This is a genomic window from Klebsiella sp. CTHL.F3a, assembly GCF_019890895.1.
GTDB lineage: Bacteria > Pseudomonadota > Gammaproteobacteria > Enterobacterales > Enterobacteriaceae > Klebsiella > Klebsiella grimontii.
Map to the genome: position 1 here is coordinate 2314615 of NZ_CP082360.1, position 25080 is coordinate 2339694.

Here is a 25080-nt window from a genome sequence, read left to right on the forward strand (position 1 = left end):
ACATAATCACTGTCCAAATAACCAGGGGGTAATGTGATCGACGATTTTGCAGCAGACGGCCAGCTGGCCAGCGCGATTGCGGGATTTAAACCGCGCGAGCCGCAGCGCCAGATGGCTTTCGCCGTCGCCAGCGCGATTGAAGAAACCCGTCCGCTGGTGGTTGAAGCGGGCACTGGGACCGGGAAAACCTACGCCTACCTGGCGCCGGCGCTGCGCGCCAACAAGAAAGTCATTATCTCCACCGGCTCGAAAGCGCTACAGGATCAGCTCTACAGTCGCGATTTGCCTACCGTCGCCAAAGCGCTGAAGTACACCGGCAAGCTGGCCCTGCTGAAAGGGCGGTCGAACTACCTGTGCCTTGAGCGTCTGGAGCAGCAGGCCCTTGCCGGGGGAGACCTGCCGGTGCAAACCCTCAGCGACGTTATTCTGCTGCGTTCATGGTCTAACCAAACCGTCGATGGCGATATCAGCACCTGCGTTAGCGTCGCCGAAGATTCCCAGGCCTGGCCGCTGGTCACCAGCACCAACGACAACTGCCTCGGCAGCGACTGCCCGTTATATAAAGACTGTTTTGTAGTTAAGGCGCGGAAAAAGGCGATGGATGCCGACGTGGTCGTCGTCAACCATCATTTGTTCCTCGCCGATATGGTGGTCAAAGAGAGCGGCTTTGCCGAGCTGATTCCCGAAGCGGAAGTGATGATCTTCGACGAAGCGCATCAGCTACCGGATATCGCCAGCCAGTACTTTGGGCAATCGCTCTCCAGCCGCCAGCTGCTGGACCTGGCGAAAGATATCACGATTGCTTATCGTACCGAGCTCAAAGACACCCAGCAGCTGCAGAAGTGCGCCGACCGACTGGCCCAGAGCGCGCAGGATTTTCGCCTGCAGCTAGGGGAACCAGGCTATCGCGGCAATCTGCGCGAACTACTGGCTGACCACAACATTCAGCGCGCGCTGCTGCTGCTTGATGATGCGCTCGAACTCTGTTACGACGTGGCAAAGCTGTCGCTGGGCCGCTCGGCGCTGCTTGATGCCGCCTTTGAGCGGGCAACCCTTTATCGCGGCCGCCTGAAGCGGCTAAAAGAGACCAGCCAGCCGGGCTTTAGCTACTGGTATGAGTGTACTTCACGTACCTTCACCCTGGCGCTGACCCCGCTGACGGTGGCGGATAAATTTAAAGAGGTGATGGCGCAAAAATCGGGAAGCTGGATCTTTACCTCGGCGACGCTCTCGGTCAATGACGATTTACGTCATTTCACCGATCGCCTGGGCATTGGCGAAGCGCAAACGCTGCTGCTGCCCAGCCCCTTTGATTATGCCCATCAGGCGCTGCTGTGCGTGCCGCGAAATCTGCCGTTACCCAACCAACCCGGCGCGGCGCGGCATCTGGCAGCGATGCTCAAACCGCTGATTGAGGCCAACGACGGGCGCTGCTTTATGCTGTGCACTTCCCACGCCATGATGCGCGATCTGGCGGAGCAGTTTCGCGCCACCATGACCCTGCCGGTGCTGCTGCAGGGGGAAACCAGTAAAGGTCAGCTTTTACAGCAGTTCGTCAGCGCCGGAAATGCGCTGCTGGTGGCGACCAGCAGCTTCTGGGAAGGCGTGGACGTGCGCGGCGATGCCCTCTCGCTGGTGATTATCGACAAACTGCCGTTCACCTCACCGGACGATCCGCTACTCAAAGCGCGGATGGAGGATTGCCGTCTGCGCGGCGGCGATCCCTTTGATGAGGTGCAACTCCCGGACGCGGTGATTACTCTTAAACAGGGCGTGGGGCGTCTGATCCGCGATGTTACCGATCGTGGGGTACTGGTTATCTGCGACAATCGTCTGGTGATGCGTCCCTACGGTGCGACCTTCCTCGCCAGCCTGCCGCCCGCGCCGCGCACGCGCGACATCCGCCGGGCGGTACGCTTTCTTGCGGTGCCGCCGGCGAGGTAATCCGACGCAAAATGTGGTAAGCTGCGCGCCATTTTGTCAATCTGCTAGAGCGAGAGCGCGACAACCCATGCGAATTTTAGCTATCGATACCGCCACGGAGGCCTGCTCCGCGGCGCTGTGGAATGATGGCACCCTCAGTGCTCATTTTGAAATCTGCCCCCGTGAACATACCCAACGTATCCTGCCTCTGGTGCAGGAGGTCCTCAATGAAAGCGGCACGCAATTAACCGACCTTGACGCGCTGGCCTTTGGCCGCGGGCCGGGGAGCTTCACCGGCGTGCGTATCGGTATCGGTATCGCCCAGGGGCTGGCGCTGGGAGCCGAGCTGCCGATGATCGGCGTGTCCACGTTGGCAACCATGGCGCAGGGCGCGTGGCGCAAAACCGGCGCAACCCGCGTACTGGCGGCCATCGACGCCAGAATGGGCGAGGTCTACTGGGCGGAATATCAGCGCGATGAGCAGGGCGTCTGGCACGGCGAAGAGAGTGAAGCGGTGCTTAAGCCGGAAGCGGTTCGCGAGCGTCTGCAGCAGCTGGAAGGCGAGTGGGCCACCGTTGGCACCGGCTGGCAGGCGTGGCCGGATCTGGCTAACGGCTACGGTTTAACGCTCGCCGATGGCGCTATTCAGCTGCCTGAAGCGCAGGATATGCTGCCGCTGGCCTGCCACCTGTTTACGGCGGGAAAAACCGTGGCCGTCGAACACGCTGAACCGGTTTATTTACGTAATGAAGTGGCGTGGAAGAAACTTCCTGGCCGCGAGTGAATCTCAGTAACTATAAGTCTGAGAAGAAGGAAGGGGTCGCGTCATGGCGGGTCAAAAAAGGGTAGTGCGTTGGTTAGTCGCGGCGGCAGTGGTCGCTGCGCTGAGCGGGTGCGCTTCGGTACCGGATGCCATAAAGGGCACCACTCCGACGCCGCAGCAGGATTTAGTCCGGGTGATGAACGCGCCGCAGCTGTATGTCGGTCAGGAAGCGCGTTTTGGCGGCAAGGTGGTTAGCGTGCAGAACCAGCAGGGTAAAACCCGCCTGGAAATTGCCACCGTTCCGCTCGACGGCGCCGCGCGCCCGGAGCTGGGCGAACCGTCGCGTGGGCGTATTTTTGCCGACGTGAACGGCTTTATCGACCCGGTGGATTTTCGTGGGCAACTGGTCACCGTGGTTGGCCCCATCGTCGGCGTCGTCGACGGCAAAGTGGGGAATACGCCGTATAAATTCATGCTGATGAATGCGACCGGCTACAAGCGCTGGAACGTTGTGCAGCAGGTGGTCATGCCCCCGCAGCCAATGATGGACCCGTGGATGTTCGGCCCGCGGCCTTGGGGCTACGGTTACGGCGGCTGGGGCTGGTATAACCCGGGCCCTGCCGAAGTCAGAAACGTCGTAACAGAATGATTTTGTAGATATTGTAAGCAAAAAGAAACAGCGGCTGGTCCGCTGTTTCTTCGTTTTCAGTCAAATAAGAAAAATAAATAGTGACGCGCTTCGCAACCTGTACAACGCCTAATTAATAAACTGGTACGCTGAGTTAATATAATGTTAACAGAATGTTTGTTGATCAGGGGCTGTGATGACGACGAATAACTATTTCAGAGGTGATGCAGTGAAAAAGGTTTGGCTAAACCGTTATCCCGCGGACGTTCCTGCGGAGATAAACCCTGACCGCTATCAATCCCTGGTTGAACTGTTTGAACACGCCGTGCGCCGCTATGCCGACCAACCGGCATTTATCAATATGGGCGAGGTGATGACCTACCGTAAGCTGGAGGAGCGCAGCCGGGCGTTTGCCGCTTACCTTCAGGAAGGGTTGGGCCTGCAAAAAGGCGACCGCGTCGCCCTCATGATGCCGAACCTGTTGCAATATCCGGTGGCGCTGTTTGGTATCCTGCGCGCGGGGATGATTGTGGTGAACGTCAATCCGCTCTACACCCCACGCGAACTGGAGCACCAGCTCAACGACAGCGGCGCCGCCGCCATCGTGATTGTCTCTAACTTCGCGCATACCCTGGAAAAGGTGGTCGATAAAACCCAGGTTAAGCACGTGATTTTAACCCGTATGGGCGATCAGCTTTCCCCAGCGAAAGGCACTCTGGTTAACTTTGTGGTGAAGTACATCAAACGGCTGGTGCCAAAATACCATCTGCCGGACGCCATTTCGTTTCGCAGCGCGCTGCAGTACGGCTACCGTATGCAGTACATCAAGCCGGAAATCGTCTCTCAGGATCTCGCCTTTCTCCAGTATACCGGCGGAACAACCGGCGTGGCGAAGGGGGCGATGCTGACGCATCGCAATATGCTGGCTAACCTTGAACAGGTCAACGGCACCTACGGACCGCTGCTGCATCGCGGCAAAGAGCTGGTCGTTACCGCGCTCCCGCTGTATCACATTTTTGCGCTGACCATGAACTGCCTGCTTTTTATCGAGCTGGGCGGGCAGAACCTGCTGATCACCAACCCGCGCGACATTCCGGGCCTGGTCAAAGAGCTGGCGAAATATCCCTTCACCGCGATGACCGGGGTCAACACCCTGTTTAACGCGCTGCTCAATAACAAAGAGTTTCAGCAGCTCGACTTCTCCTCCCTGCATCTCTCCGCCGGCGGCGGCATGCCGGTGCAGCAGGTGGTGGCCGAACGCTGGGTTAAGCTGACCGGGCAGTATCTGCTTGAAGGCTATGGCCTGACCGAGTGTGCGCCGCTGGTGAGCGTCAACCCGCACGATATTGACTATCACAGCGGCAGCATCGGTCTGCCGGTGCCCTCCACCGAAGCGAAGCTAGTGGATGACGACGATAATGAAGTGCCGCCGGGGGAGCCGGGGGAGCTGTGCGTGAAAGGGCCGCAGGTGATGCTGGGATACTGGCAGCGTCCTGATGCCACCGCGGAAATTATTAAGGACGGCTGGCTGCATACTGGCGACATCGCGGTGATGGATGAAGAGGGCTTCCTGCGCATCGTTGACCGCAAAAAAGATATGATTCTTGTCTCGGGCTTTAACGTCTATCCGAATGAAATCGAAGATGTGGTAATGCAGCACGCCGGGGTACAGGAAGTGGCCGCGGTAGGTGTGCCGTCCGGCAGTAGCGGTGAAGCAGTGAAAATTTTCGTGGTCAAGAAAGACCCGACGCTGACGGAAGAGATGCTGATTACCTTTTGCCGTCGGCAGCTAACCGGCTACAAGGTCCCGAAGCTGGTGGAGTTTCGCGATGAGCTGCCGAAATCTAACGTCGGGAAAATTTTACGTCGAGAACTGCGTGACGAAGCCCGCGCTAAAGTAGACAATAAAGCCTGAGCTAAGAGTGAATCGCCAGACGCCGGCTAAGCCGGCGTTTTTTATGGGCGCAAGTTAAGAGAGTATGATTTGAACTATCAGATGATCACCACCAACGATGGCCTTCGCGCCGTCTGTGACGCGGCAAGCGCGGTTTCCGCCATTGCGCTGGATACGGAGTTTGTCCGTACTCGCACCTACTACCCACAGCTCGGTCTGCTCCAGCTGTTCGACGGCAACCAGGTTTCGCTGATCGACCCGCTGGTCATCACCGACTGGGAACCGATGCGCGAACTGCTGCTGAATAAGGACGTGACCAAATTTCTGCACGCCGGTAGCGAGGATCTGGAAGTATTCCTTAATGCCTTTCATCTGATGCCGCAGCCGCTGATCGATACGCAAATTCTGGCCGCCTTTTGCGGTCGCCCGATGTCCTGGGGCTTTGCGTCGATGGTGGAAGAGTTTACCGGCGTGGCGCTGGATAAAAGTGAATCCCGTACCGACTGGCTGGCGCGTCCGCTAACCGAACGCCAGTGCATTTATGCCGCCGCCGATGTCTGGTACCTGCTGCCGATTGCCGGAAAGCTGATGGCCGAAACCGACAGCGCAGGCTGGCTCTCCGCCGCGCTGGATGAGTGTCAGCTGATGCAGCAGCGTCGCCAGGAGGTGCAGGATCCTGCCGAGGCGTGGCGCGATATCGGTAACGCCTGGCAGCTGCGGACTCGCCAGCTGGGCTGCCTGCAGCTGCTGGCGGACTGGCGCTTGCGTAAAGCGCGGGAGCGCGACCTGGCCGTCAACTTTGTCATTCGAGAAGAACATTTGTGGAACGTGGCGCGCTATATGCCTGGCAGTCTGGGGGAACTTGATAGCCTGGGACTGTCGGGCAGCGAAATTCGTTTCCACGGCAAGACGCTGATCGGCCTCGTCGAGAAAGCGCAGGCGCTGCCGGAAGAGGCGCTGCCTGAGCCGCTGCAGAACCTGATCGATATGCCGGGCTACCGCAAGCTGTTTAAAGATATTAAAGCGCTTGTGCAGACCGTGAGCGCCGAGAAAGGTGTCAGCGCCGAGCTGCTGGCCTCAAGAAGGCAGATTAACCAGCTGCTGAACTGGCACTGGGGATTAAAAAGCGGCAACGGGCAGCCTGAGCTGGTTTCCGGCTGGCGCGGCGCATTAATGGCCGATCGCCTGAATGCGCTATTAAGCGAGTACCCGCGCTAGCGTGTAGTCTGCAAAGTAAAAAACCGGCTACGCATCGCGTTGCCGGTTTTTTTAACGCTTACAGGCTCAGGATTTCGACTCTTCAGTTTCCGGCAGGGTCACGTTCAGCTCCAGAATCGAAATATCACCGTCTCTCTGCTCAAGCTGCACGCTGACCATCTCCGGGTCGATTTGCACATATTTGCAAATCACTTCAAGAATGTCTTTACGCAGCTGCGGAAGATAGTGCGGCTCCGCGTCGCCGCGACGGCGCTCCGCGACGATGATTTGCAGGCGCTCTTTCGCAATGTTGGCCGTGTTCTTTTTCCGCGAGAGAAAAAAGTCGAGTAATGCCATAATTTATCCTCCGAACAGGCGTTTGAGGAAACCTTTCTTCTCTTCTTCTACGAAGCGGAAAGGACGTTCTTCTCCGAGCAGACGTTCAACGGTATCGGCATAGGCTTTGCCCGCGTCCGAGGTATCATCCAGAATAACCGGTTCGCCCTGGTTAGACGCGCGCAGGACGGACTGATCTTCCGGAATCACGCCCACCAGATTGATGCGCAGAATTTCCAGCACGTCTTCCATGCTCAGCATGTCGCCTTTGTTGACGCGGCCTGGGTTATAGCGGGTCAGCAGCAGATGCTCTTTAATCGGATCTTCACCTTTTTCCGCACGGCGGGATTTAGAGGCCAGGATGCCGAGGATACGGTCGGAGTCGCGAACGGAGGAGACTTCCGGGTTGGTGGTGATAATGGCTTCATCAGCGAAGTACAACGCCATCAGCGCACCGGTTTCGATGCCTGCAGGGGAGTCACAGACGATAAAATCAAAATCCATTTTTTTCAGTTCTTCGAGAACTTTGTCTACGCCTTCACGGGTCAGGGCGTCTTTGTCACGCGTCTGGGAGGCCGGGAGGATATAGAGGTTCTCCGTGCGCTTGTCTTTGATAAGCGCCTGGTTCAGCGTGGCATCGCCCTGGATGACGTTGACGAAGTCATAAACGACCCGGCGTTCACAGCCCATGATCAGGTCAAGGTTACGCAGGCCGATGTCGAAGTCGATAACGACCGTTTTCTTTCCCTTCTGGGCCAAACCAGTAGCGATGGCCGCGCTGGAGGTGGTCTTGCCAACGCCTCCTTTACCCGAAGTCACAACAATAATGCGTGCCATAGAAATTCCTTGTTAAAAAGGGATTAATTCAACGATTGAATCGTCAAAGCGCTATCGTCTAAACGTAGACGTGCCGCTTTGCCATAAAATTCGGCCGGAATGTTATCACTCAGCCAGTATTCCCCGGCGATGGAAACCAGTTCCGCCGAGAGGTTCGTACAAAATATTTGGGCTTCTCTGTCGCCGCCAGCGCCGGCAAGCGCTCGTCCCCGCATCATGCCATATACATGGATATTACCATCGGCAATAAGTTCAGCCCCGGCACTCACATGGTTTGTAACAATTAGATCACAGTGTGGCGCATAAATACGCTGACCGGAACGTACCGGCTGATCAATCAAACGCGTTTTTGTGATCTGATTAACAACTGGCGGCGGTGCGACAGGTTCTGGCGGGGCCTGACGGGTGGTTTTTTCTTTCCCTTCGGTTAATAACGGTATCCCGGCGCGGTCAATTTCGGTTTTCAACCGAGGAAGTTTACATCCGCTTACGCCCATAATACGCAGCCCGGTGGCCGCAATAGCTTCATGGAGAGGGCGCCAGTCGACGTCATCTTCAATGCTGCTGATATTCACTACCACGGGGGCATGACGTAAAAAGGCGGGAGCCTGGGCGATTTTGTCTTCTAACGCCTGACGAATAACCTCGGGATTTGCATCGTGCAAATGAACCACAGATAAGGTGAAGCTACTGCCCTTAAGTTCGATTGGCGTATTTGACATCCTGGCCTTACTCAATTTGCTGTTTATCACTCGCTGAAGTGCGGTGATATTCCGAAGACTAAAAGGCATGTTATAGTCACTCATATATAGAGGCAAGTGACCGCAGGTCTAATTCCGAGTAAAACTATGTTTTGTGTGATCTATCGAAGTACTAAACGTGAACAAACCTATTTATATGTCGAAAAAAAGGACGATTTCTCCCGCGTTCCTGACGAATTAATGTATAGCTTCGGTACGCCTAAACTGGCAATGATTCTGCCGCTTGATGGACGAAAAAAACTCATCCACGCCGATTTGGATAAAGTGAAGCAGGCGCTGACCGATCAGGGCTATTACCTTCAACTCCCTCCGCCATCTGAAAATTTACTCAAGAAACACCTGGCGGAACAGGGGAATAAATCTGATTAACCCACAGAGGTAAAAAATGTACCAACATCATAACTGGCAGGGTGCGCTACTGGATTATCCGGTAAGCAAAGTGGTTTGCGTGGGCAGCAACTATGCAAAACACATCAAGGAGATGGGCAGTGCGACGCCGGAAGAGCCGGTGCTGTTTATTAAACCTGAGACGGCGCTATGCGATATCCGCCAGCCGTTGGTGCTTCCTGAGGGCCTGGGTTCGGTGCACCATGAAGTTGAGCTGGCGGTGCTGATTGGCGGCACGCTGCGTCAGGCGACGGAAGATCACGTGCTCAAAGCCATTGCCGGCTATGGCGTGGCGCTGGACCTCACCCTGCGCGATCTGCAGGGTAAACTGAAAAAGGCCGGTCAGCCGTGGGAAAAGGCGAAAGGCTTTGATAACGCCTGTCCAATTTCCGGGTTTATTCCCGCCGCCGAATTTCACGGCGACGCGCAGAATACGCCGCTGAGCCTGAAGGTAAATGGCGAGGTGCGCCAGCAGGGCACCACGGCAGATATGATTCATAAAATTGTGCCGCTGATCGCCTATATGTCGCGCTTCTTCACCCTGAAAGCCGGTGATGTGGTGCTGACCGGTACCCCGGAAGGCGTGGGGCCGCTCGCCAGCGGCGACGAGTTGGAAGTGGGTTTTAACGGCTTATCGCTGACCACCCGCGTACTGTAACGACCTCTTGCCGCCATCTCCGGGCGGCAAAACTTGCAACGGCGTGCCAGACTGGTTATAAGGTGCACCCTGAATTGCAATGACGGACATCCCAATGAGCGAACAACCTTTCTGGCAACAAAAAACACTGGATGAAATGAGCGATGCGGAGTGGGAATCACTTTGCGACGGCTGCGGACAGTGCTGCCTGCATAAGCTGATGGATGAGGATACCGACGAAATCTATTTCACCAACGTCGCCTGCCGTCAGCTGAATATCAAAACCTGCCAGTGCCGTAACTATGAGCGCCGTTTCGAATATGAACCGGACTGCATTAAGCTAACCCGCGACAACCTGCCTACGTTTGAATGGCTGCCGCCGACCTGCGCCTATCGTCTGCTGGCGGAAGGTCAACCGCTGCCGCACTGGCACCCGCTGTTAACCGGTTCGAAGGCGGCGATGCATGGCGAACGCATCTCGGTGCGCCATATTGCGGTGAAAGAAGCCACCGTGGTTGACTGGCAGGATCATATTTTAAATAAACCAGACTGGGCGCAGTAGGCGCTCAGTTAGTTTTTCTTCGCGTGGAACAGCCCGCTTTCACCGTCGGTGTCGTCAGCAACCCAAAAGTTAATATTGAACTGCGCGTCGTCGCTGAGCTCAATGCGGTGCCAGTACTGCGGCGGGCTGGTTGCGAACTGCCCGGCGTTGATCACCACTTTTGCCTCCGGTTCTGTCGCCTGTTCATCGGCGAAACCATAGTAGGTTACCGTACCTTCCATCACGCAAAGCTGGCCGAAAACACCCGCAGCGGTGTTGTGATGCGTCAATAGAGCGGCAGGGACAGTCTGTTTGGTAAAGAATGGCGTGGAGCGTTTTACTTTCCAGCTAGCGGGAATACGCAGATGAGACATGATTTGCTCCTTGGTTGATATCTATAAGATGCATTTAATATGCATCTTTATCTAACTGACGTCAACGCGCGGGCAAAAAAAACGCTCCCGGAGGAGCGTTTTATCAGCAATCGTTTTTAGCGACCGAACAGATCGCGTTTTTTAGGTTTAAACGGCTGAGCGATAAGCACCAGCGCGCCGACAACCAGATAGGCGGCGAAGATGCCGACCAGCCACTGCGGCATTTCCAGCGTCAGGAATTCCCACTGGCGCACGGAGCAGTCACCGGTCGCGACGAAGACCTGAGGCAGCCATTTATCCAGCGGCAGCCACGTTGGGAAACGGGCCGCGAAATCGCAGGTCTGGAAGGGGGAAGGGTGAAGCTGAATCATGGTGTGTTCCCATGCTAGCTGCAGTCCGCGCACGGCGCTGTAGAGCCAGATAATTATCGCCACATAGCGCAGAGGCGATTTCGGCGCGATGGCGCCAACAATGCCCGCCCCCATAATGCCAAATAGCGCACAGCGTTCGTAAATACACAGTACGCAGGGTTGCAGCAGCATGACGTGCTGGAACCACAAAGCAACCAATTCAAGAATAAACGCGGTTAGCGCCATCAGGAGCCAGGCACCGCGTCCCCTTGAGCACTGGTTTAAATATCGCAACATAATCATTTCCCTGGAACATGCTAAATCATGGCAGTGTAAACGAAAACCGAAGCGACGCCAGCAGCTAGTCTGAAAATATTACGTAAGCGAATATAGAATACCCGGGTTTTTGATCCGGGCATTGCTTTTTTATTTGAGCAACTGAGGCGTCACCAGCCAACCATGCTCCAGCATCCACTGGGTAGCCGGCATCAAGGTAAACTCGACGCATGCCAGTCCGACCAGGGTCAGAACGATGGTATACGGCAGCGCCATCCACACCATACGGCCGTAGGAGAGACGAATCAGCGGGGCCAGCGCGGAAGTCAGCAGGAACAGAAAAGCGGCCTGACCGTTCGGCGTGGCGACCGATGGCAGGTTGGTGCCGGTATTGATTGCGACTGCCAGCAGCTCGAACTGCGACAAACTGATGGTTCCCTGCTCCAGCGCGGACTTGACCTCGTTGATATAGACGGTGCCGACGAAGACGTTATCCGAAATCGACGACAGCAGGCCGTTAAACAGGTAAAACAGCGACAGCTGGGCGTGCGGCGAGGCCTGGAGAACAAATTCGATCACCGGCGCAAACAGGTGTTGATCGATAATCACCGCCACAACGGCGAAAAAGACCGTCAGCAGCGCGGTAAACGGTAGCGCTTCGGTAAACGCTTTGCCGATGGCGTGTTCATCGGTGACCCCGGAGAACGTGGTCGCCAGAATGATAACCGACAGGCCAATCAGGCCGACTTCCGCAAGGTGTAGCGCCAGGGCGATGATTAGCCAAACGCCGATAACCCCCTGGGCGATAAGACGCAGGCGATCCTGACGGCTGCGGCTCAGACGGCTACGATCGTCAAAATCCTGGAGGACTTTACGCACCGTTGGCGGCAGCGGTTCGCCGTAGCCAAACAGGCGGAATTTCTCAAGCATCATGCAGGTGAGCAGGCCACCGAGCAGCACCGGTAAGCTTATCGGCAGCATCCGCATGAAAAATTCGCCGAAGTGCCAGCCCGCGGCTTTGGCGATAATGAGATTCTGCGGTTCGCCGACCATCGTCATTACGCCGCCGAGCGCGGTGCCGACCCCGGCGTGCATCATCAGGCTGCGCAGGAAGCCGCGAAACTGCTCCAGGACATCGCGATAGTGCTGCTCAATATGGCTGTCGTCGAGCATATTATCATCGTCCGGCCGCGCCGAAGCGACTTTGTGATAAATACCGTAGAAACCCACGGCAACGCTGATAACGACCGCGACAACGGTCAGCGCGTCGAGGAAGGCGGAGAGGAAAGCGGACGCGATGCAAAAGGCCAGCGACAGCAGCATTTTGCTGCGGATGCCAAGCAGCAAACGGGTGAAGATGAACAGCAGCAGTTGCTTCATGAAGTAGATCCCCGCCACCATAAACATCAGCAGCAGCAGGACTTCAAGATTAGCGGCAACTTCTTCGCGAATATGCCCGGGCGTGGTCATCCCGATAAATACAGCTTCGATTGCCAGCAGGCCGCCCGGCAGCAGCGGATAACATTTGAGCGCCATCGCCAGGGTGAAAATAAATTCGATAACCAGCAGCCATCCGGCAAAAAACGGATGAAGATAAAAGACCAGCGGATTAACGATTAAGAAAATGATAAGAGTGAGTTTGTACCAGTCCGGGGACTGACCAAGAAAATTGCGCCACAGGGCGCGGCCATACGACATTTCCACGACAGACATCCTTTCTCCGCCAAATTCTGAAACATGATTTTATGCGTAACTATACGCAAGATTACCAGTTGCGCAAAACAGGGCGCAACTTTCTTCGCATCACATTCTTTAGCCGTAGATAGTGTGAAATGAAAAGTTGAAAATGAAACGGCGATCCCTTTTTAATTACTTTCTGGCGCTATCTGCCTTATGGCCGCTCTGGTATGATGAGTCGAATAGCAACGCTGTGTAATGGAAATCTTATTATGGTCATTAAGGCGCAAAGCCCTGCGGGTTTCGCTGAAGAGTACATCATTGAAAGTATCTGGAATAACCGCTTTCCTCCTGGTTCAATTCTTCCCGCTGAACGTGAACTTTCTGAACTGATTGGTGTTACCCGTACAACCTTACGTGAAGTGTTGCAGCGTCTGGCGCGCGATGGCTGGTTAACCATTCAGCACGGTAAGCCTACCAAGGTGAACAACTTCTGGGAAACTTCAGGCCTGAATATTCTCGAAACCCTGGCGCGTCTCGATCATGACAGCGTACCCCAGTTGATTGATAATCTGCTGTCCGTACGAACCAATATTTCGACGATTTTTATCCGTACCGCTTTCCGCCAGCATCCTGACAAGGCGCTGGAAGTTCTGGCGAGCGCGCGTGAAATTGAAGATCACGCCGACGCTTTTGCTGAACTCGATTATAACATTTTCCGCGGTCTGGCCTTTGCTTCAGGAAATCCCATTTACGGCCTTATCCTCAATGGAATGAAAGGCTTATACACTCGGATTGGCCGTCACTATTTTGCCAACCCGGAAGCGCGTAGCCTGGCGCTCGGCTTCTATCACCAGCTGGCGAAGGTATGTGAAGAAAAGCTTCATGAACAGGTTTATGAAATCGTGCGCCGCTACGGGCATGACAGCGGTGAGATCTGGCACCGTATGCAGAAGAATTTGCCGGGTGACCTGGCGATTAATATGCGCTAGACCCGCCAATGAATAAAAAACGCCCGGCGCTATCACCGGGCGTTTTGCTTGTCAGGCGCTACAGCGGATTGGGCCGCGGCGGCGTGCGTTCTAGCAGCTCAACGCTACCATCGGCGTTTTGCTGCTCAAGAAGAACGTCAAACCCCCACAGGCGGTGGACGTGTTTAAGCACCTCGCGACGACCTTTATCCAGCGGCACGCGGTTATGCGGCACATAGCGCAGGGTGAGCGAGCGGTCGCCGCGCAGGTCAACGTTCCATACCTGAATATTCGGCTCGAGGTTGCTCAGGTTGTACTGCGCTGAAAGCTTCGAACGAATCTCACGATATCCCTCTTCATTATGAATAGCGGATATTTCCAGATAGTTGTTGTGATCGTCATCGAGTACGGTAAAGAAGCGGAAATCACGCATGATTTTCGGCGACAGAAACTGGCTGATAAAGCTCTCATCTTTGAAGTCGCGCATCGCGAAGTGTAGGGTTTCAAGCCAGTCTGAACCGGCAATATCCGGGAACCAGTATCGGTCCTCTTCCGTCGGCGACTGACAAATACGTTTGATATCCTGGAACATGGCGAAACCCAGCGCGTAGGGGTTAATGCCGCTGTACCACTGGCTGTTATAGGGCGGCTGGAACACTACGTTGGTGTGACTGTGCAGAAACTCCAGCATAAAGCGCTCTGTCACTTTTCCTTCGTCATAGAGATGATTAAGGATGGTGTAATGCCAGAAGGTCGCCCAGCCTTCGTTCATGACCTGAGTCTGCTTCTGCGGATAAAAATACTGGCTGACCTTGCGCACGATGCGCAGGATTTCACGCTGCCAGGGTTCCAGCAGCGGCGCGTTTTTCTCCATAAAATAGAGCAGATTTTCCTGCGGCTCTGAAGGATAGCGGCGCGCCGCCTCAATCGTCCTTTCCTCTTCGCGCTTTGGCAGGGTGCGCCACAGCATATTCACCTGACTCTGGAGATACTCTTCCCGGCTTTTTTGCCGCGCCTTCTCCTCCTGCAGGGAGATTTTCTGCGGACGTTTATAGCGGTCAACGCCGTAATTCATCAAGGCGTGGCAGGAGTCGAGCAGCTTCTCGACTTCATCTACGCCATAGCGCTCTTCACATTCGGTGATGTACTTCCGCGCGAAGATGAGATAGTCGATGATTGAACTGGCGTCGGTCCAGCTGCGAAAGAGGTAGTTATTTTTGAAAAACGAGTTATGCCCGTAACAGGCGTGCGCCATGACCAGCGCTTGCATGGTGATGGTGTTCTCTTCCATCAAATAGGCGATACAGGGGTTGGAGTTAATGACGATTTCATAGGCCAGTCCCTGTTGACCGTGCTTATAGGCCTGTTCGGTCTCAATGAATTTTTTACCGAACGACCAGTGCGGATAGTTAATCGGCATCCCGACGCTGGAGTAGGCATCCATCATCTGTTCGGAAGTAATGACTTCGATTTGGTGCGGATAGGTGTCAAGACGATACAGCTTCGCCACCCGGTCGACTTCTGCCAGATAGGTCTCCAGCAGCTCAAAAGTCCAGTCGGGTCCATCGCTTAAACGGGTTGTGTCCTTGTTCATGGAATCAATCGTAGCCATTAGCGCGCCCTCGTTGTTGATGGTTCTCTCTGTACGGAAAACCTCTTAACAAGCATAGAACACGGCGTCGCAAACTGCGTCCATCCGCATTTTCTTTTCTTCGCGATTTCACCATCTGAAACGCGATATTCCACGATTTAAACAGAATTTTATTCTGTAGAAAAATGAGGCGCAGCAGGAGATGGTAAACCGACGGGGGCTGCGCTGGCGCAGAACCCTGTGAGATAAGTCACCATAAATAAAGCGTATGTTGAATAATATTTTCATCTGAGTTATCAATTTGTAATCAGATAATTGTTCTTTAACGATTACGGAGCCGCTATGCGCGTCGTCATACTGGGAAGTGGGGTAGTAGGAGTCGCTAGCGCCTGGTACTTAAGCCAGGCAGGACATAAAGTGACGGTTATCGATCGTCAGCCGGGGCCGGCCGAAGAGACCAGCGCCGCTAACGCCGGGCAGATCTCTCCCGGCTATGCCGCGCCGTGGGCGGCGCCGGGCGTACCTTTGAAGGCGATAAAGTGGATGTTCCAGCGCCACGCGCCGCTGGCCATCGGGCTGGATGGCACCCCGTTCCAGCTGAAATGGATGTGGCAGATGCTGCGCAACTGCGACACTCGCCACTATATGGAAAATAAAGGACGCATGGTGCGCCTGGCGGAGTACAGCCGCGACTGCCTGAAGGCGCTGCGCGAGAGTACCGGTATCCAGTATGAAGGCCGGCAGGGCGGCACGCTGCAGCTTTTTCGCACCAACAAGCAGTTCGAAAATGCCACACGCGATATCGCGGTGCTGCAGGATGCGGGCGTGCCTTATCAGCTGCTGGAGGCGAACCGCCTGCTGGAAGTTGAACCGGCGCTGGCTGAAGTGAGCCACAAGCTGACGGGCGGTTTACGCTTACCCAATGATGAAACCGGCGACTGCCAGCTCTTCACCACGCGTCTGGCCCGGATGGCGGAACAGGCGGGCGTGACCTTCCGTTTTAATACCCCCGTGGATGAACTGCTCTATGAAGGGGATCTCATCTCCGGTGTGAAGTGCGGCGCCGAAATCATTAAAGCCGACGCGTACGTGATGGCGTTCGGTTCATATTCGACGGCCATGCTGAAAGGGCTGGTGGACATTCCGGTTTATCCGCTAAAAGGCTATTCGCTGACCATACCGATCGCTGAAGAGGACGGCGCGCCGGTATCGACTATCCTTGATGAAACGTACAAAATCGCCATCACCCGTTTCGACAGGCGTATTCGGGTTGGCGGAATGGCGGAAATTGTCGGTTTTAATAAAGAACTGCTGCAGCCGCGGCGTGAAACCCTGGAGATGGTGGTGCGCGATCTGTTCCCGCGCGGCGGTCACGTTGAACAGGCGACCTTCTGGACCGGACTGCGTCCGATGACCCCGGACGGTACGCCGGTGGTGGGCCGCACGGCGTATAAAAATCTGTGGCTGAATACCGGCCACGGTACGCTGGGATGGACCATGGCCTGCGGTTCAGGGCAACTGATTAGCGACCTGATCTCCGGGCGTACGCCGGCGATCCCGTATGACGATCTTGCCGTCGCCCGCTACGGCCGCGGCTTTACGCCGGCCCGCGCTCAGCATCTGCATGGCGTCCACAATTAACAAGGAGCTTTCATGTCTCGTCCTGTAAAGGCCAGCATTGATATGTCAGCCTTACGCCAGAATCAGCACATTGTTCGTCGCGCGGCACCCGGTTCGCGCCTGTGGGCGGTGGTCAAAGCCAATGCTTATGGCCACGGTCTGGCGAGGGTCTGGAACGCGCTAAGCGCCGCGGACGGTTTCGCGATGCTGAATCTTGAAGAGGCGATCCTGCTGCGCGAGCTAGGCTGGAAAGGGCCAATACTGATGCTGGAAGGCTTTTTCCACGCCGATGAGCTGGCCCTGTTTGATAAGTACCGTTTGACCACCAGCGTGCACAGTAACTGGCAAATCAAGGCGCTGCAGCAGGCGAAGCTGCACGCGCCGCTCGATATCTACGTCAAGGTGAATAGCGGGATGAATCGGCTGGGGTTTATGCCGGATCGTCTGCACGTCGTCTGGCAGCAGCTGCGAGCGCTGCATAACGTCAGTGAAATGACGTTAATGTCACATTTTGCCGAAGCGGAAAACCCGGACGGCATCGTGGAGCCGATGCGGCGTATTGAGCAGGCGGCGGAAGGACTGGATTGCCCGCGCTCGCTGGCGAATTCGGCGGCCACCCTGTGGCATCCGGAGTCGCATTTTAACTGGGTGAGGCCGGGGATCGTGCTGTACGGCGCTTCGCCTTCCGGCCTGTGGCAGGATGTGGCCAACACCGGGCTGAAGCCGGTGATGACGCTAAGCAGCGAAATTATTGCCGTACAGAACCTGAAAGCCGGTGAAGCGGTCGGCTACGGCGCAACCTGGCGTACGGCGGAGGAGCGGCGCATCGGCATCGTTGCCTGCGGCTACGCCGATGGCTACCCGCGTCTGGCGCCAAGCGGTACGCCGGTGCTGGTTGACGGCGTTCGCACCGCGACGGTAGGGCGCATCTCGATGGATATGCTGGCAGTGGATTTGACTCCCTGCCCGCAGGCAGGGATCGGTGCCCCGGTCGAGCTGTGGGGCAAAGAGATTAAAATCGACGATGTCGCATCCGCCTGCGGCACCGTCGGGTATGAGTTAATGTGCGCGCTGGCGCCGCGCGTACCGGTTGTGACGGTGTAACATGTGCTGAGGCGGATCACTCCGCCTCATCTCCCGCCATACGTACGCCCACCCTCAGGACATGATCCTCTTCTTTTTCCGCCACCGTCCACACCATGCCGGCAAATTCCACCTGGTCGCCGACGACCGGCGCGGCGCCCAGCAGCTGTTGCACGACATCACCCAGCGACTGCTGGCGATCGCGGAACTCCTCTCCGCCATCGATGCCGTAAATCTGCGCGACGTCGGCGAACTTGGCATTAGCGTCAAGGATAAAATCACCAAAGAAGCGCTGATCGAGCGCGACCGGCGGGGACTGGCTGAACAGTTTACCCAGCGCGGGTAAATCGCGCTCGCGGCCGATAACGCAGAGAATATCGCCCTCCAGCAGGCGGGTGCTGCCGGTAGGATGCAGGAGTACGTTGTCGCGGAACAACGCGGCAATCCGCGTTTCCGGCGGCATATGCAGGTCGCGCAGCGCTGCGCCGACGCACCATTTTTCGGCGCTAAGCTGGTAAACGAACTGCTCCCACGGGTTTTCCGGGTGAATATCCAGCCCGACGCGAGAGATGGGCGAGCCGACCGGCGGCACCACCACTTTGGCTTTCTTCGCCGCCCAGGAGAGCGAGGTCCCCTGTAAAAGCAGCGACACCAGCACCACGAAGAAAGCCACGTTAAAGAACAACCGCGCATTGTCCAGACCGGCCATCATCGGAAAAACGGCGAGAATAATCGGTACCGCGCCGCGCAGGCCCACCCAACTGATAAATATCCGTTCGCGCAGGTTAAAGCCGCGAAACGGCAGCAGGCCGGCAAATACCGACAGCGGACGGGCGATAAAGATCATCCACATCGACAGAATGAGCGCCGGGATAGCGATAGGCCACAGGTCGGACGGCGTCACCAGCAGCCCGAGCACAAGGAACATGGCGATCTGCGCCAGCCACGCCAGGCCGTCGAAGTTTTGCAGGATGCCGTGGCGGTTGCGAATCGGCCGGTTGCCGAGCAGGAAGCCGCACAGGTAGACCGCGAGAATACCGCTGCCGTCCAGCGAAGTGGTCGCGGCAAAAATCATGATCCCGCCGCTCAGCGCCAGCAGCGGGTAAAGCCCGGCCGGCAGCACAATGCGGTTAATCATCTGCAGCAGTAGATAGCCCCCGCCGAGGCCGATAGCGATACCCAGACCGAACTGCTGCACGATATGCACCGCGAACATCCAGCTCAGGCCGGTCTCATGCTGCTGAATCATCTCGATAAGGGTGATGGTCAGGAACACCGCCATCGGGTCATTGCTGCCGGATTCAATTTCTAGCGTTGAGCCGACGCGTTCATTCAGCCCTTTACCGCCGAGCAGGGAGAACACCGCTGCCGCATCGGTCGAGCCGACGATAGCGCCGATCAGCATTCCTTCGATCAGGTTGAGATGAAACAGCCAGGCCGCCATCAGTCCGGTCAGGGCGGAGGTGATCAGCACCCCGACCGTGGCGAGCGACAGCGCGGGCCACAGCGCTACGCGAAAGGAGCTGGCCTGAGTGCGCATCCCGCCGTCGAGCAGGATAACCGCCAGCGCCAGGTTACTCACCATATAAGCGAAAGGGTAGTTGTCGAACGGAATGCCGCCAATACCGTCAATGCCCGCCAGCATCCCGATCGCCAGGAAGATAACCAGAATCGGGATGCCGAGGCGTGAGGAAAAGGAACTTAATAAGATGCTACAGGTTACTAAAACAGAACCCAGGATAAACAGACTGATGACCGCAGCGGCGTCCAATGTTGACGTACTCCTTACCGGCGTGAAGATAAATTAAAAACTACACCATTTTAACAATCCGACGCCGATCGGGATATGCGTTAGAGGAATTTTTATTCTGCCAGAACCGGGTGGCCGCTGATGCTTAACGTGGTGATGGATGCGTTGTTGACCAGCAATGCTCTGGCGCCTAGCGGCAGGGTGACAGTACGCTGTTCGTGGCCAAAATCCAGGCCGCTGATGACCGGAATGTTAAGCTGCTGGCGAAGGTAGTCGTATACCATCGGCAGATCGTAACCGGCATCGTAATCGTTAGCATTGGCGCCGGTGAAACTGCCGAGGATAATCGCCCGCTGGCGCGCCAGAATACCGCTGCTAAGCAGCTGTAATAGCATTCTTTCCACGCGGAACGGGTGTTCGTTAATATCTTCCACCACCAGAATTCCGTCGCTAATTTGCGGCATCCACGCGGTGCCGATAAGCGAGGTCAACATCGCCAGGTTACCGCCCCACAGAGTGCCATCGGCGCGGCAGTCCGGGCCTTCGCCGTGCCATTCGAGGGTAAACGCCGGGTCGCGCAGCGCCTGCCAGAAATGGTGTTCAGTAAATTCGTTCAGCGTTTCGGCGCCGAAGTTTCCGGCCAGCATCGGCCCGCTAAAAGTGATTATGCTACCCTTTGCCAGCAGGCCCATCTGAACGGCGGTGAAATCGCTGTGGCCGCAAATAAGCAGCGGATCCTGCTGCTGGCGGGCGATCAGCGCCTGCCAGTCAATGTGCGGCAGCAGGCGAGTCGCGCCGTAGCCGCCGCGTACCGCCAGCACGATACGGTTTTTGCCGTCGAGGGCGGCGAGCTGGTTGATATCGTCAAGGCGTTCATTCTCAGTTCCGGCAAACCGCAGCGCCCGGCGGGGAATGACCTGCTGGTGCGCGACCTGATGCCCGGCCTCCTGCAGACGCTGCACGCCGCGGTACGCCGCCTCCTGGTTGATGCAGTAACCGGAAGGGGCGATGAGATAAAACTGAGACATGACAATTCCTTGCTAAGAATGAAAGGGTTATCATGCCGCCTGGAGCGTTTATTGTCATCTCCGTGCGGCAAACTTCAGCCAATAAGGATAGATGTGTGAAATTGAGATGGTGTGTTTTTTTATGTGTATTGTTGGCCGGTTGTAGTTCAAAACACGATTATCGTAACCCGCCGTGGAACCCGGAAGTCCCGGTTAAGCGGGCGATGCAGTGGATGCCAATCAGCGAAAAAGCCGGTGCGGCGTGGGGCGTTGACCCGCAGCTGATTACCGCGATCATCGCCATTGAGTCTGGCGGCAACCCGACGGTGGTCAGCAAATCCGGCGCGGTTGGCCTGATGCAGCTGAAGCCCTCGACCTCCGGTCGCGATGTTTACCGGCGGATGGGCTGGAGCGGGGATCCTTCGGTGAGCGAGCTGAAAAATCCCGAGCGTAATATATCCATGGGGGCCGCTTATTTAAGCATTCTCGAAAACGGTCCGCTGGCGGGAATTAAAGACCCGCAGGTGATGCGCTACGCGGTGGTCGTCTCCTATGCCAACGGCGCGGGCGCGCTGCTGCGGACGTTCTCGTCCAATCGCCAGGATGCGATCGAGGAGATTAACGATATGGACGCCGATGATTTTTTTGAGCACGTCGTGAAGAAACACCCGGCTCCGCAGGCGCCGCGCTATATCTGGAAGCTGCAAAAAGCGCTGGACGCGATGTGAGGGGGCTCTCACCCGGCATCGTTTGCCGGGGAGTCATCAGCTTACACGTATAAGATGAAGAAAGATGCGCGGCGGGGCCCGCCGCGCAAAGGTTTACCGGGTGGCTTTTTCATCCCCAGGCGCAACAGGATCGTTGGCCGCGGGCTGAGCCGCCTTATCTGTCGCCTTACTGGTATCGTCATTCGCTGCCGGGCGGGTGGCTGGAACCGAATCACAGGGGTTCTCTTTCGGGCACACCAGGTCCAGCATCTTCAGGGTGACGCCGTTGGTCCAGCCAAAGCCGTCCTGTAGCGGATACTCTCCGCCACCGCCGCCGGTTCCGGTCGAGCTGACATCATATTTTTCCACCAGCTTCTGTTCGCTGTTGTAGGTATGCTGAACGTTGCTGAGGAAACGCCAGCTCACCTCCATTGCGATCTTCTGCTGGCCATACTTTTGCAGGCCTTCAGCGGCGACCCACTGCAGCGGCGCCCAGCCGTTCGGCGCATCCCACTGCTGGCCGCTATTGACGGTCGTGGTGGTCAGGCCGCCGGGTTTGAGCAGGCGCGCTTCGGTGGCGGCGGCGACTTTAGCGGCGCGCTCGCTGGAGGCGGCGTTGACGTACAGCGGGAACAGCGCCGCGGCGGTTAGCTGATTGCGCACCTTATGACTTTTCAGATCGTAATCGGCGTACCAGCCCTCTTTATCGTTCCACAGGTATTTCTCCAGCGCTTTCTGTCGGGCGTTGGCCAACGCGTCGTACTGCGCGGCTTTCGCGTTATCGCCAGCTGCTTTACTGGCGCGGGCGATGGCTTTTTCCATATGGAACATCAGCGAGTTGAGGTCGACCGGTACAATCGAGGTGGTGCGGATGGTGCCGAGCTGCTGCGGATTATCCATCCAGCGGGAGCTGAAGTCCCAGCCGGATGCTGCGGCGGAGCGCAGATCGCGGTAGATTTCAGTGGCCGGGCGGTTGGGATTGTTTTTAGCGGTGGTGACATCGTCCAGCCAGGATTCCGGACGCGGCGTGTCGTTATCATCCCAGTAGCGGTTCAGCAGCGAACCATCGGCCATACGCACCACGCGCTTACTGGCGCCGCCGGGCTCAAGCGCTTCGGCGCCATCCATCCAGTACTGGTACTCTTTCTCCATCTGCGGCAGCCATTTTTTGAGCGCCTCATCGCCATCGTGCGTGGCCAGCAGTTCGACCATAAACGGGAAGAACGGCGGCTGCGAGCGGCTCAGATAGTAGGTACGGTTGCCGTTGGGAATATGGCCCCAGGCGTCGATTTCCGCGGCAAAGTTAGTCACCATATCTTCAATTTTATCCCAGTGGCCGCTCTCCGCTAGTCCTAGCATCGTGAAGTAGCTATCCCAGTAATAGACTTCGCGAAAGCGTCCGCCGGGCACCACGTAGGGTTTTGGCAGCGGCAGCAGAGAATCCCACTTTTCCACCTCGACGGTGCTGCGGGTCAGCACCGGCCATAAACCGTTGATATGCTGGCGCAGCGTTTGTCCTTTTGGCGGAACGTACTGGTCGTTTTCGCGGGGCAGGGTAAAGTTGAGCTCGACGAAGTGCCGCAAATCAAAGCTGGTCTGACTTTTCTGCATACGATAATCGGCCAGGATCATCAGCGGGTCGCCGTTAGGGATGGCGTCGGCAAACGTCTTCTGGTCGGAAAAAAGTTTTGCGCTTTGCACATCGTTAAATAGCGGACCAAGCAGAATATCGGGTGATTGCGGGATTGGGCGGGTTTCTTCAGCCTGAGCCGTCAGCGTCGCCAGGGCGACAAACGCGCCCCCCAGCGCAAGACGAAGAGCATAGGGCAGGGTGGCTGGACGACGGGAAACGGGACTCGTCATAGGTTGTTCTCCTTATCATTGCAGACTATGTGCCACTGCATTCGGCCATCAGAAAACCTTAGACGAATATCCGCCGCTGCGCGTGTCGAAGCTAACATTTTGCAGTAAAACAGAGAAATTACCTGCCTCGGAAGACACCCGGGAGGCCATATCCTGAACAGTACAATATTATATTTTTAATTATATGAAATCAGGTGATTTATATTTGCGGTGTGAATATTTTTGTATAAATAAAAAACGCCGTTCCTGCCTCAAGTGAAAAATAGAGAACGGGCTGATGTTTATATATACGGGTGCAGTTTTCACTTGTCGCGTATTAAAAAATGCGCAAAGGAATAAAAGCTGTGATCTGTCAGGCAAAAAGCCTCGGGATAATACGGCTGAAGGTTGACCGGATCACATAAATTAAAAAACATAAATAATTAATAAAAAAACATAATGGCGCCAGCATAGCGGATAAGTAAAAAATGCAGACATGACCGAAACCGGTTTCATTTTACATAAAGGAGTGGTGTATGTCCGCTGGCGACAAAATTTCAGTCAGAGAAAAAGTAGGCTATAGCCTCGGGGACGCGGCAAGTCACATCGTGTTTGACTCGTCCGTGGCTATCCTCGCTTACTTTTATACCGATATTTATGGCCTGCCGCCCGCCGTAATGGGGACAATGTTTTTGCTGGTTCGTCTGCTGGATGCGATTACCGATCCGATCATGGGGGCGATTGCTGATGCCACCTCTACCCGCTGGGGACGCTTCCGTCCGTGGCTGCTGGCGATCTGCGTGCCCTTTGCGGTGAGCTGCGTGCTGGTATATTCCATTCCGTCCTTTTCCGACTCGGGGAAAATTGTCTACGCCGTTGCGGCTTATATATTCATGACGTTGATGTATACGGCGATTAATATTCCTTATTGCTCGCTGGGGGCGGCCCTGACCTCCGATCCGCGCGAGAGCCTCTCTCTACAATCCTGGCGTTTTGCCATTACTCCGATTGGCGGCGCGCTCGGTACCGCGTTTATTTTGCCGCTGGCTGATTTTCTCTATCCTGGCGACCGCGCTACCGGTATTCAGGTCTCCATGGCGTTATTCGGCGTGATTGGCTGCCTGATGTTTGTTACCTGCTTTGCCACCACCAAAGAACGCGTGCAGCCGATCAAAGAAGAGAACCTGAATATCGCTCGCGATGTGAAAATTCTTTTTCGTAACGATCAGTGGCGTATTCTTTCCGTTTACAACTTTATGATGCTGGTTGCCGTGGTCATTCGCGGCGGTGCGGTGGTGTATTACGTTAATAACGTGCTGAATAAAGGCTCGGACGTTATTACGATATTCATGCTCGGCGGCATGTTTGCCTCAATGCTGGGGTCGGTGCTGGCCAAACCATTCGGTACCCGTTTCTGTAAGGTCAGATTTTCGTTCTGGATTAATCTGCTCACCGCTGCGCTGGGCGTCGTATGCTTTATGCTGCCGGTGCAATACTGGATTGCGGTTCTCGGCGTGCATATTCTGATTTCCATCATTCAGGGCGGCAACGGCGCGCTGCAGTGGTCGATGATTACCGACGTCAATAACTATGGCGAATGGAAAACCCAGCGGCGTATAACCGGTATGAACGTCGCGGCAAATATCTTTGTCATTAAGCTGGGCGTGGCGGTCGGCGGGGCGATTCTTGGCTGGGTGCTGGCCTATTACCACTACGCCGCTAATACCGCGGCGCAGCCAGCCTCAGCCATCCAGGGCGTGGTGCTGTTATTCACGTTAGTCCCTTCCGCTTTTTATGTTCTTACCGCTATCTCTATTAAATTTTATGGCTTAACGGAAAATAGAATGAACGGCATCGTTGATGACTTGAAACACGGAACCTTCGCCGAATCCTGATAATTCAACGCTGTATTAAAAGGGCTATGCAGG

The 25080-nt window shown here is 56.0% G+C and carries 22 protein-coding genes and 1 pseudogene; 13 read left to right on the forward strand and 10 right to left on the reverse strand.

The genetic code is table 11. The features are described from left to right. Positions 1-33 precede the first annotated feature (33 nt). The 5 genes from K7H21_RS10920 to rnd all read left to right on the forward strand — a co-directional run bounded on the left by K7H21_RS10920 (position 34) and on the right by rnd (position 6426). Complete coding sequence (locus K7H21_RS10920; RefSeq protein ID WP_087828988.1) at positions 34-1944, forward strand: ATP-dependent DNA helicase; 1911 nt, start codon at positions 34-36, stop codon at positions 1942-1944. Positions 1945-2011: 67 nt separating this feature from the next. Beyond that, complete coding sequence (tsaB, locus tag K7H21_RS10925) at positions 2012-2707, forward strand: tRNA (adenosine(37)-N6)-threonylcarbamoyltransferase complex dimerization subunit type 1 TsaB (protein WP_142468178.1); 696 nt, start codon at positions 2012-2014, stop codon at positions 2705-2707. Between the two features lie 43 nt (positions 2708-2750). Then, complete coding sequence (locus K7H21_RS10930; protein ID WP_004121973.1) at positions 2751-3335, forward strand: Slp family lipoprotein; 585 nt, start codon at positions 2751-2753, stop codon at positions 3333-3335. Positions 3336-3543: 208 nt separating this feature from the next. Beyond that, positions 3544-5229, forward strand: coding sequence for a long-chain-fatty-acid--CoA ligase FadD (gene fadD, locus K7H21_RS10935; RefSeq protein ID WP_112166196.1), 1686 nt, complete (start codon positions 3544-3546; stop codon positions 5227-5229). Positions 5230-5310: 81 nt separating this feature from the next. After that, on the forward strand, positions 5311-6426 hold the full coding sequence (rnd, locus tag K7H21_RS10940; RefSeq protein WP_162626067.1) for a ribonuclease D: 1116 nt from the start codon (positions 5311-5313) through the stop codon (positions 6424-6426). Between the two features lie 66 nt (positions 6427-6492). On the opposite strand, the gene minE is transcribed toward rnd, so the two are convergent. The 3 genes from minE to minC are packed head-to-tail and all read right to left on the reverse strand — an operon-like array spanning position 6493 to position 8300. Beyond that, on the reverse strand, positions 6493-6762 hold the full coding sequence (minE, locus tag K7H21_RS10945) for a cell division topological specificity factor MinE (protein ID WP_002910902.1): 270 nt from the start codon (positions 6760-6762) through the stop codon (positions 6493-6495). 3 nt (positions 6763-6765) lie between these two features. Beyond that, the gene (minD, locus tag K7H21_RS10950) at positions 6766-7578 is read right to left on the reverse strand and encodes a septum site-determining protein MinD (RefSeq protein ID WP_004121970.1); all 813 of its coding nucleotides are present in this window, start codon (positions 7576-7578) and stop codon (positions 6766-6768) included. A gap of 23 nt (positions 7579-7601) precedes the next feature. Continuing rightward, a complete protein-coding gene (minC, locus tag K7H21_RS10955) occupies positions 7602-8300 on the reverse strand; it encodes a septum site-determining protein MinC (RefSeq protein WP_004121969.1) in 699 nt (232 codons plus the stop codon). 126 nt (positions 8301-8426) lie between these two features. Here minC and K7H21_RS10960 point away from each other — a divergent pair, with 126 nt between their 5' ends. The 3 genes from K7H21_RS10960 (at position 8427) to K7H21_RS10970 (ending at position 9925) form a co-directional block, all read left to right on the forward strand. Further along, positions 8427-8708, forward strand: coding sequence for a YcgL domain-containing protein (locus K7H21_RS10960; protein WP_004121968.1), 282 nt, complete (start codon positions 8427-8429; stop codon positions 8706-8708). Between the two features lie 16 nt (positions 8709-8724). Further along, a complete protein-coding gene (locus tag K7H21_RS10965) occupies positions 8725-9384 on the forward strand; it encodes a fumarylacetoacetate hydrolase family protein (protein WP_004121967.1) in 660 nt (219 codons plus the stop codon). Positions 9385-9478: 94 nt separating this feature from the next. Then, positions 9479-9925 (forward strand): YcgN family cysteine cluster protein, encoded by a 447-nt coding sequence (locus tag K7H21_RS10970; protein WP_004121966.1) that lies wholly within the window; start codon positions 9479-9481, stop codon positions 9923-9925. An 8-nt stretch (positions 9926-9933) separates the two neighbouring features. Here K7H21_RS10970 and K7H21_RS10975 read toward each other — a convergent pair whose 3' ends face one another. From K7H21_RS10975 to nhaB, 3 genes are all read right to left on the reverse strand, one after another. Then, positions 9934-10278 carry a TehB family protein gene (locus tag K7H21_RS10975; protein ID WP_004121965.1) on the reverse strand — a complete coding sequence of 115 codons (345 nt, stop codon included), beginning with the start codon at positions 10276-10278 and terminating at the stop codon, positions 9934-9936. Between the two features lie 116 nt (positions 10279-10394). Further along, a complete protein-coding gene (dsbB, locus tag K7H21_RS10980; protein ID WP_004121964.1) occupies positions 10395-10925 on the reverse strand; it encodes a disulfide bond formation protein DsbB in 531 nt (176 codons plus the stop codon). 129 nt (positions 10926-11054) lie between these two features. Then, positions 11055-12608, reverse strand: coding sequence for a sodium/proton antiporter NhaB (gene nhaB, locus K7H21_RS10985; RefSeq protein ID WP_032742139.1), 1554 nt, complete (start codon positions 12606-12608; stop codon positions 11055-11057). A 245-nt stretch (positions 12609-12853) separates the two neighbouring features. Between nhaB and fadR the strand changes: the two genes are divergently transcribed. Then, a complete protein-coding gene (fadR, locus tag K7H21_RS10990; RefSeq protein WP_004121962.1) occupies positions 12854-13573 on the forward strand; it encodes a fatty acid metabolism transcriptional regulator FadR in 720 nt (239 codons plus the stop codon). Between the two features lie 58 nt (positions 13574-13631). On the opposite strand, the gene K7H21_RS10995 is transcribed toward fadR, so the two are convergent. Beyond that, a complete protein-coding gene (locus K7H21_RS10995) occupies positions 13632-15164 on the reverse strand; it encodes a SpoVR family protein (RefSeq protein WP_004121961.1) in 1533 nt (510 codons plus the stop codon). A gap of 321 nt (positions 15165-15485) precedes the next feature. Between K7H21_RS10995 and K7H21_RS11000 the strand changes: the two genes are divergently transcribed. Next, positions 15486-16784: a D-amino acid dehydrogenase gene (locus tag K7H21_RS11000; protein ID WP_004121958.1), complete on the forward strand. Its 1299-nt coding sequence runs from the start codon at positions 15486-15488 to the stop codon at positions 16782-16784. 12 nt (positions 16785-16796) lie between these two features. Beyond that, positions 16797-17867, forward strand: coding sequence for a catabolic alanine racemase DadX (gene dadX, locus K7H21_RS11005; RefSeq protein ID WP_004121954.1), 1071 nt, complete (start codon positions 16797-16799; stop codon positions 17865-17867). Between the two features lie 82 nt (positions 17868-17949). Here dadX and K7H21_RS11010 read toward each other — a convergent pair. Together K7H21_RS11010 and ldcA are read right to left on the reverse strand one after the other, a co-directional pair. Beyond that, positions 17950-19617 (reverse strand): annotated as a pseudogene (locus K7H21_RS11010) (potassium/proton antiporter); the annotation flags it as partial. A 92-nt stretch (positions 19618-19709) separates the two neighbouring features. Continuing rightward, positions 19710-20624: a muramoyltetrapeptide carboxypeptidase gene (gene ldcA, locus K7H21_RS11015; protein ID WP_049114350.1), complete on the reverse strand. Its 915-nt coding sequence runs from the start codon at positions 20622-20624 to the stop codon at positions 19710-19712. Between the two features lie 95 nt (positions 20625-20719). Between ldcA and emtA the strand changes: the two genes are divergently transcribed. After that, a complete protein-coding gene (gene emtA, locus K7H21_RS11020) occupies positions 20720-21331 on the forward strand; it encodes a membrane-bound lytic murein transglycosylase EmtA (protein ID WP_009651970.1) in 612 nt (203 codons plus the stop codon). Positions 21332-21424: 93 nt separating this feature from the next. Here the strand turns inward: emtA and K7H21_RS11025 are convergent, their stop codons facing one another. Next, the gene (locus K7H21_RS11025) at positions 21425-23173 is read right to left on the reverse strand and encodes an alpha,alpha-trehalase (RefSeq protein ID WP_004121945.1); all 1749 of its coding nucleotides are present in this window, start codon (positions 23171-23173) and stop codon (positions 21425-21427) included. A gap of 515 nt (positions 23174-23688) precedes the next feature. Between K7H21_RS11025 and K7H21_RS11030 the strand changes: the two genes are divergently transcribed. Then, the gene (locus K7H21_RS11030; protein ID WP_004121943.1) at positions 23689-25047 is read left to right on the forward strand and encodes a glycoside-pentoside-hexuronide (GPH):cation symporter; all 1359 of its coding nucleotides are present in this window, start codon (positions 23689-23691) and stop codon (positions 25045-25047) included. Positions 25048-25080: the final 33 nt, after the last annotated feature.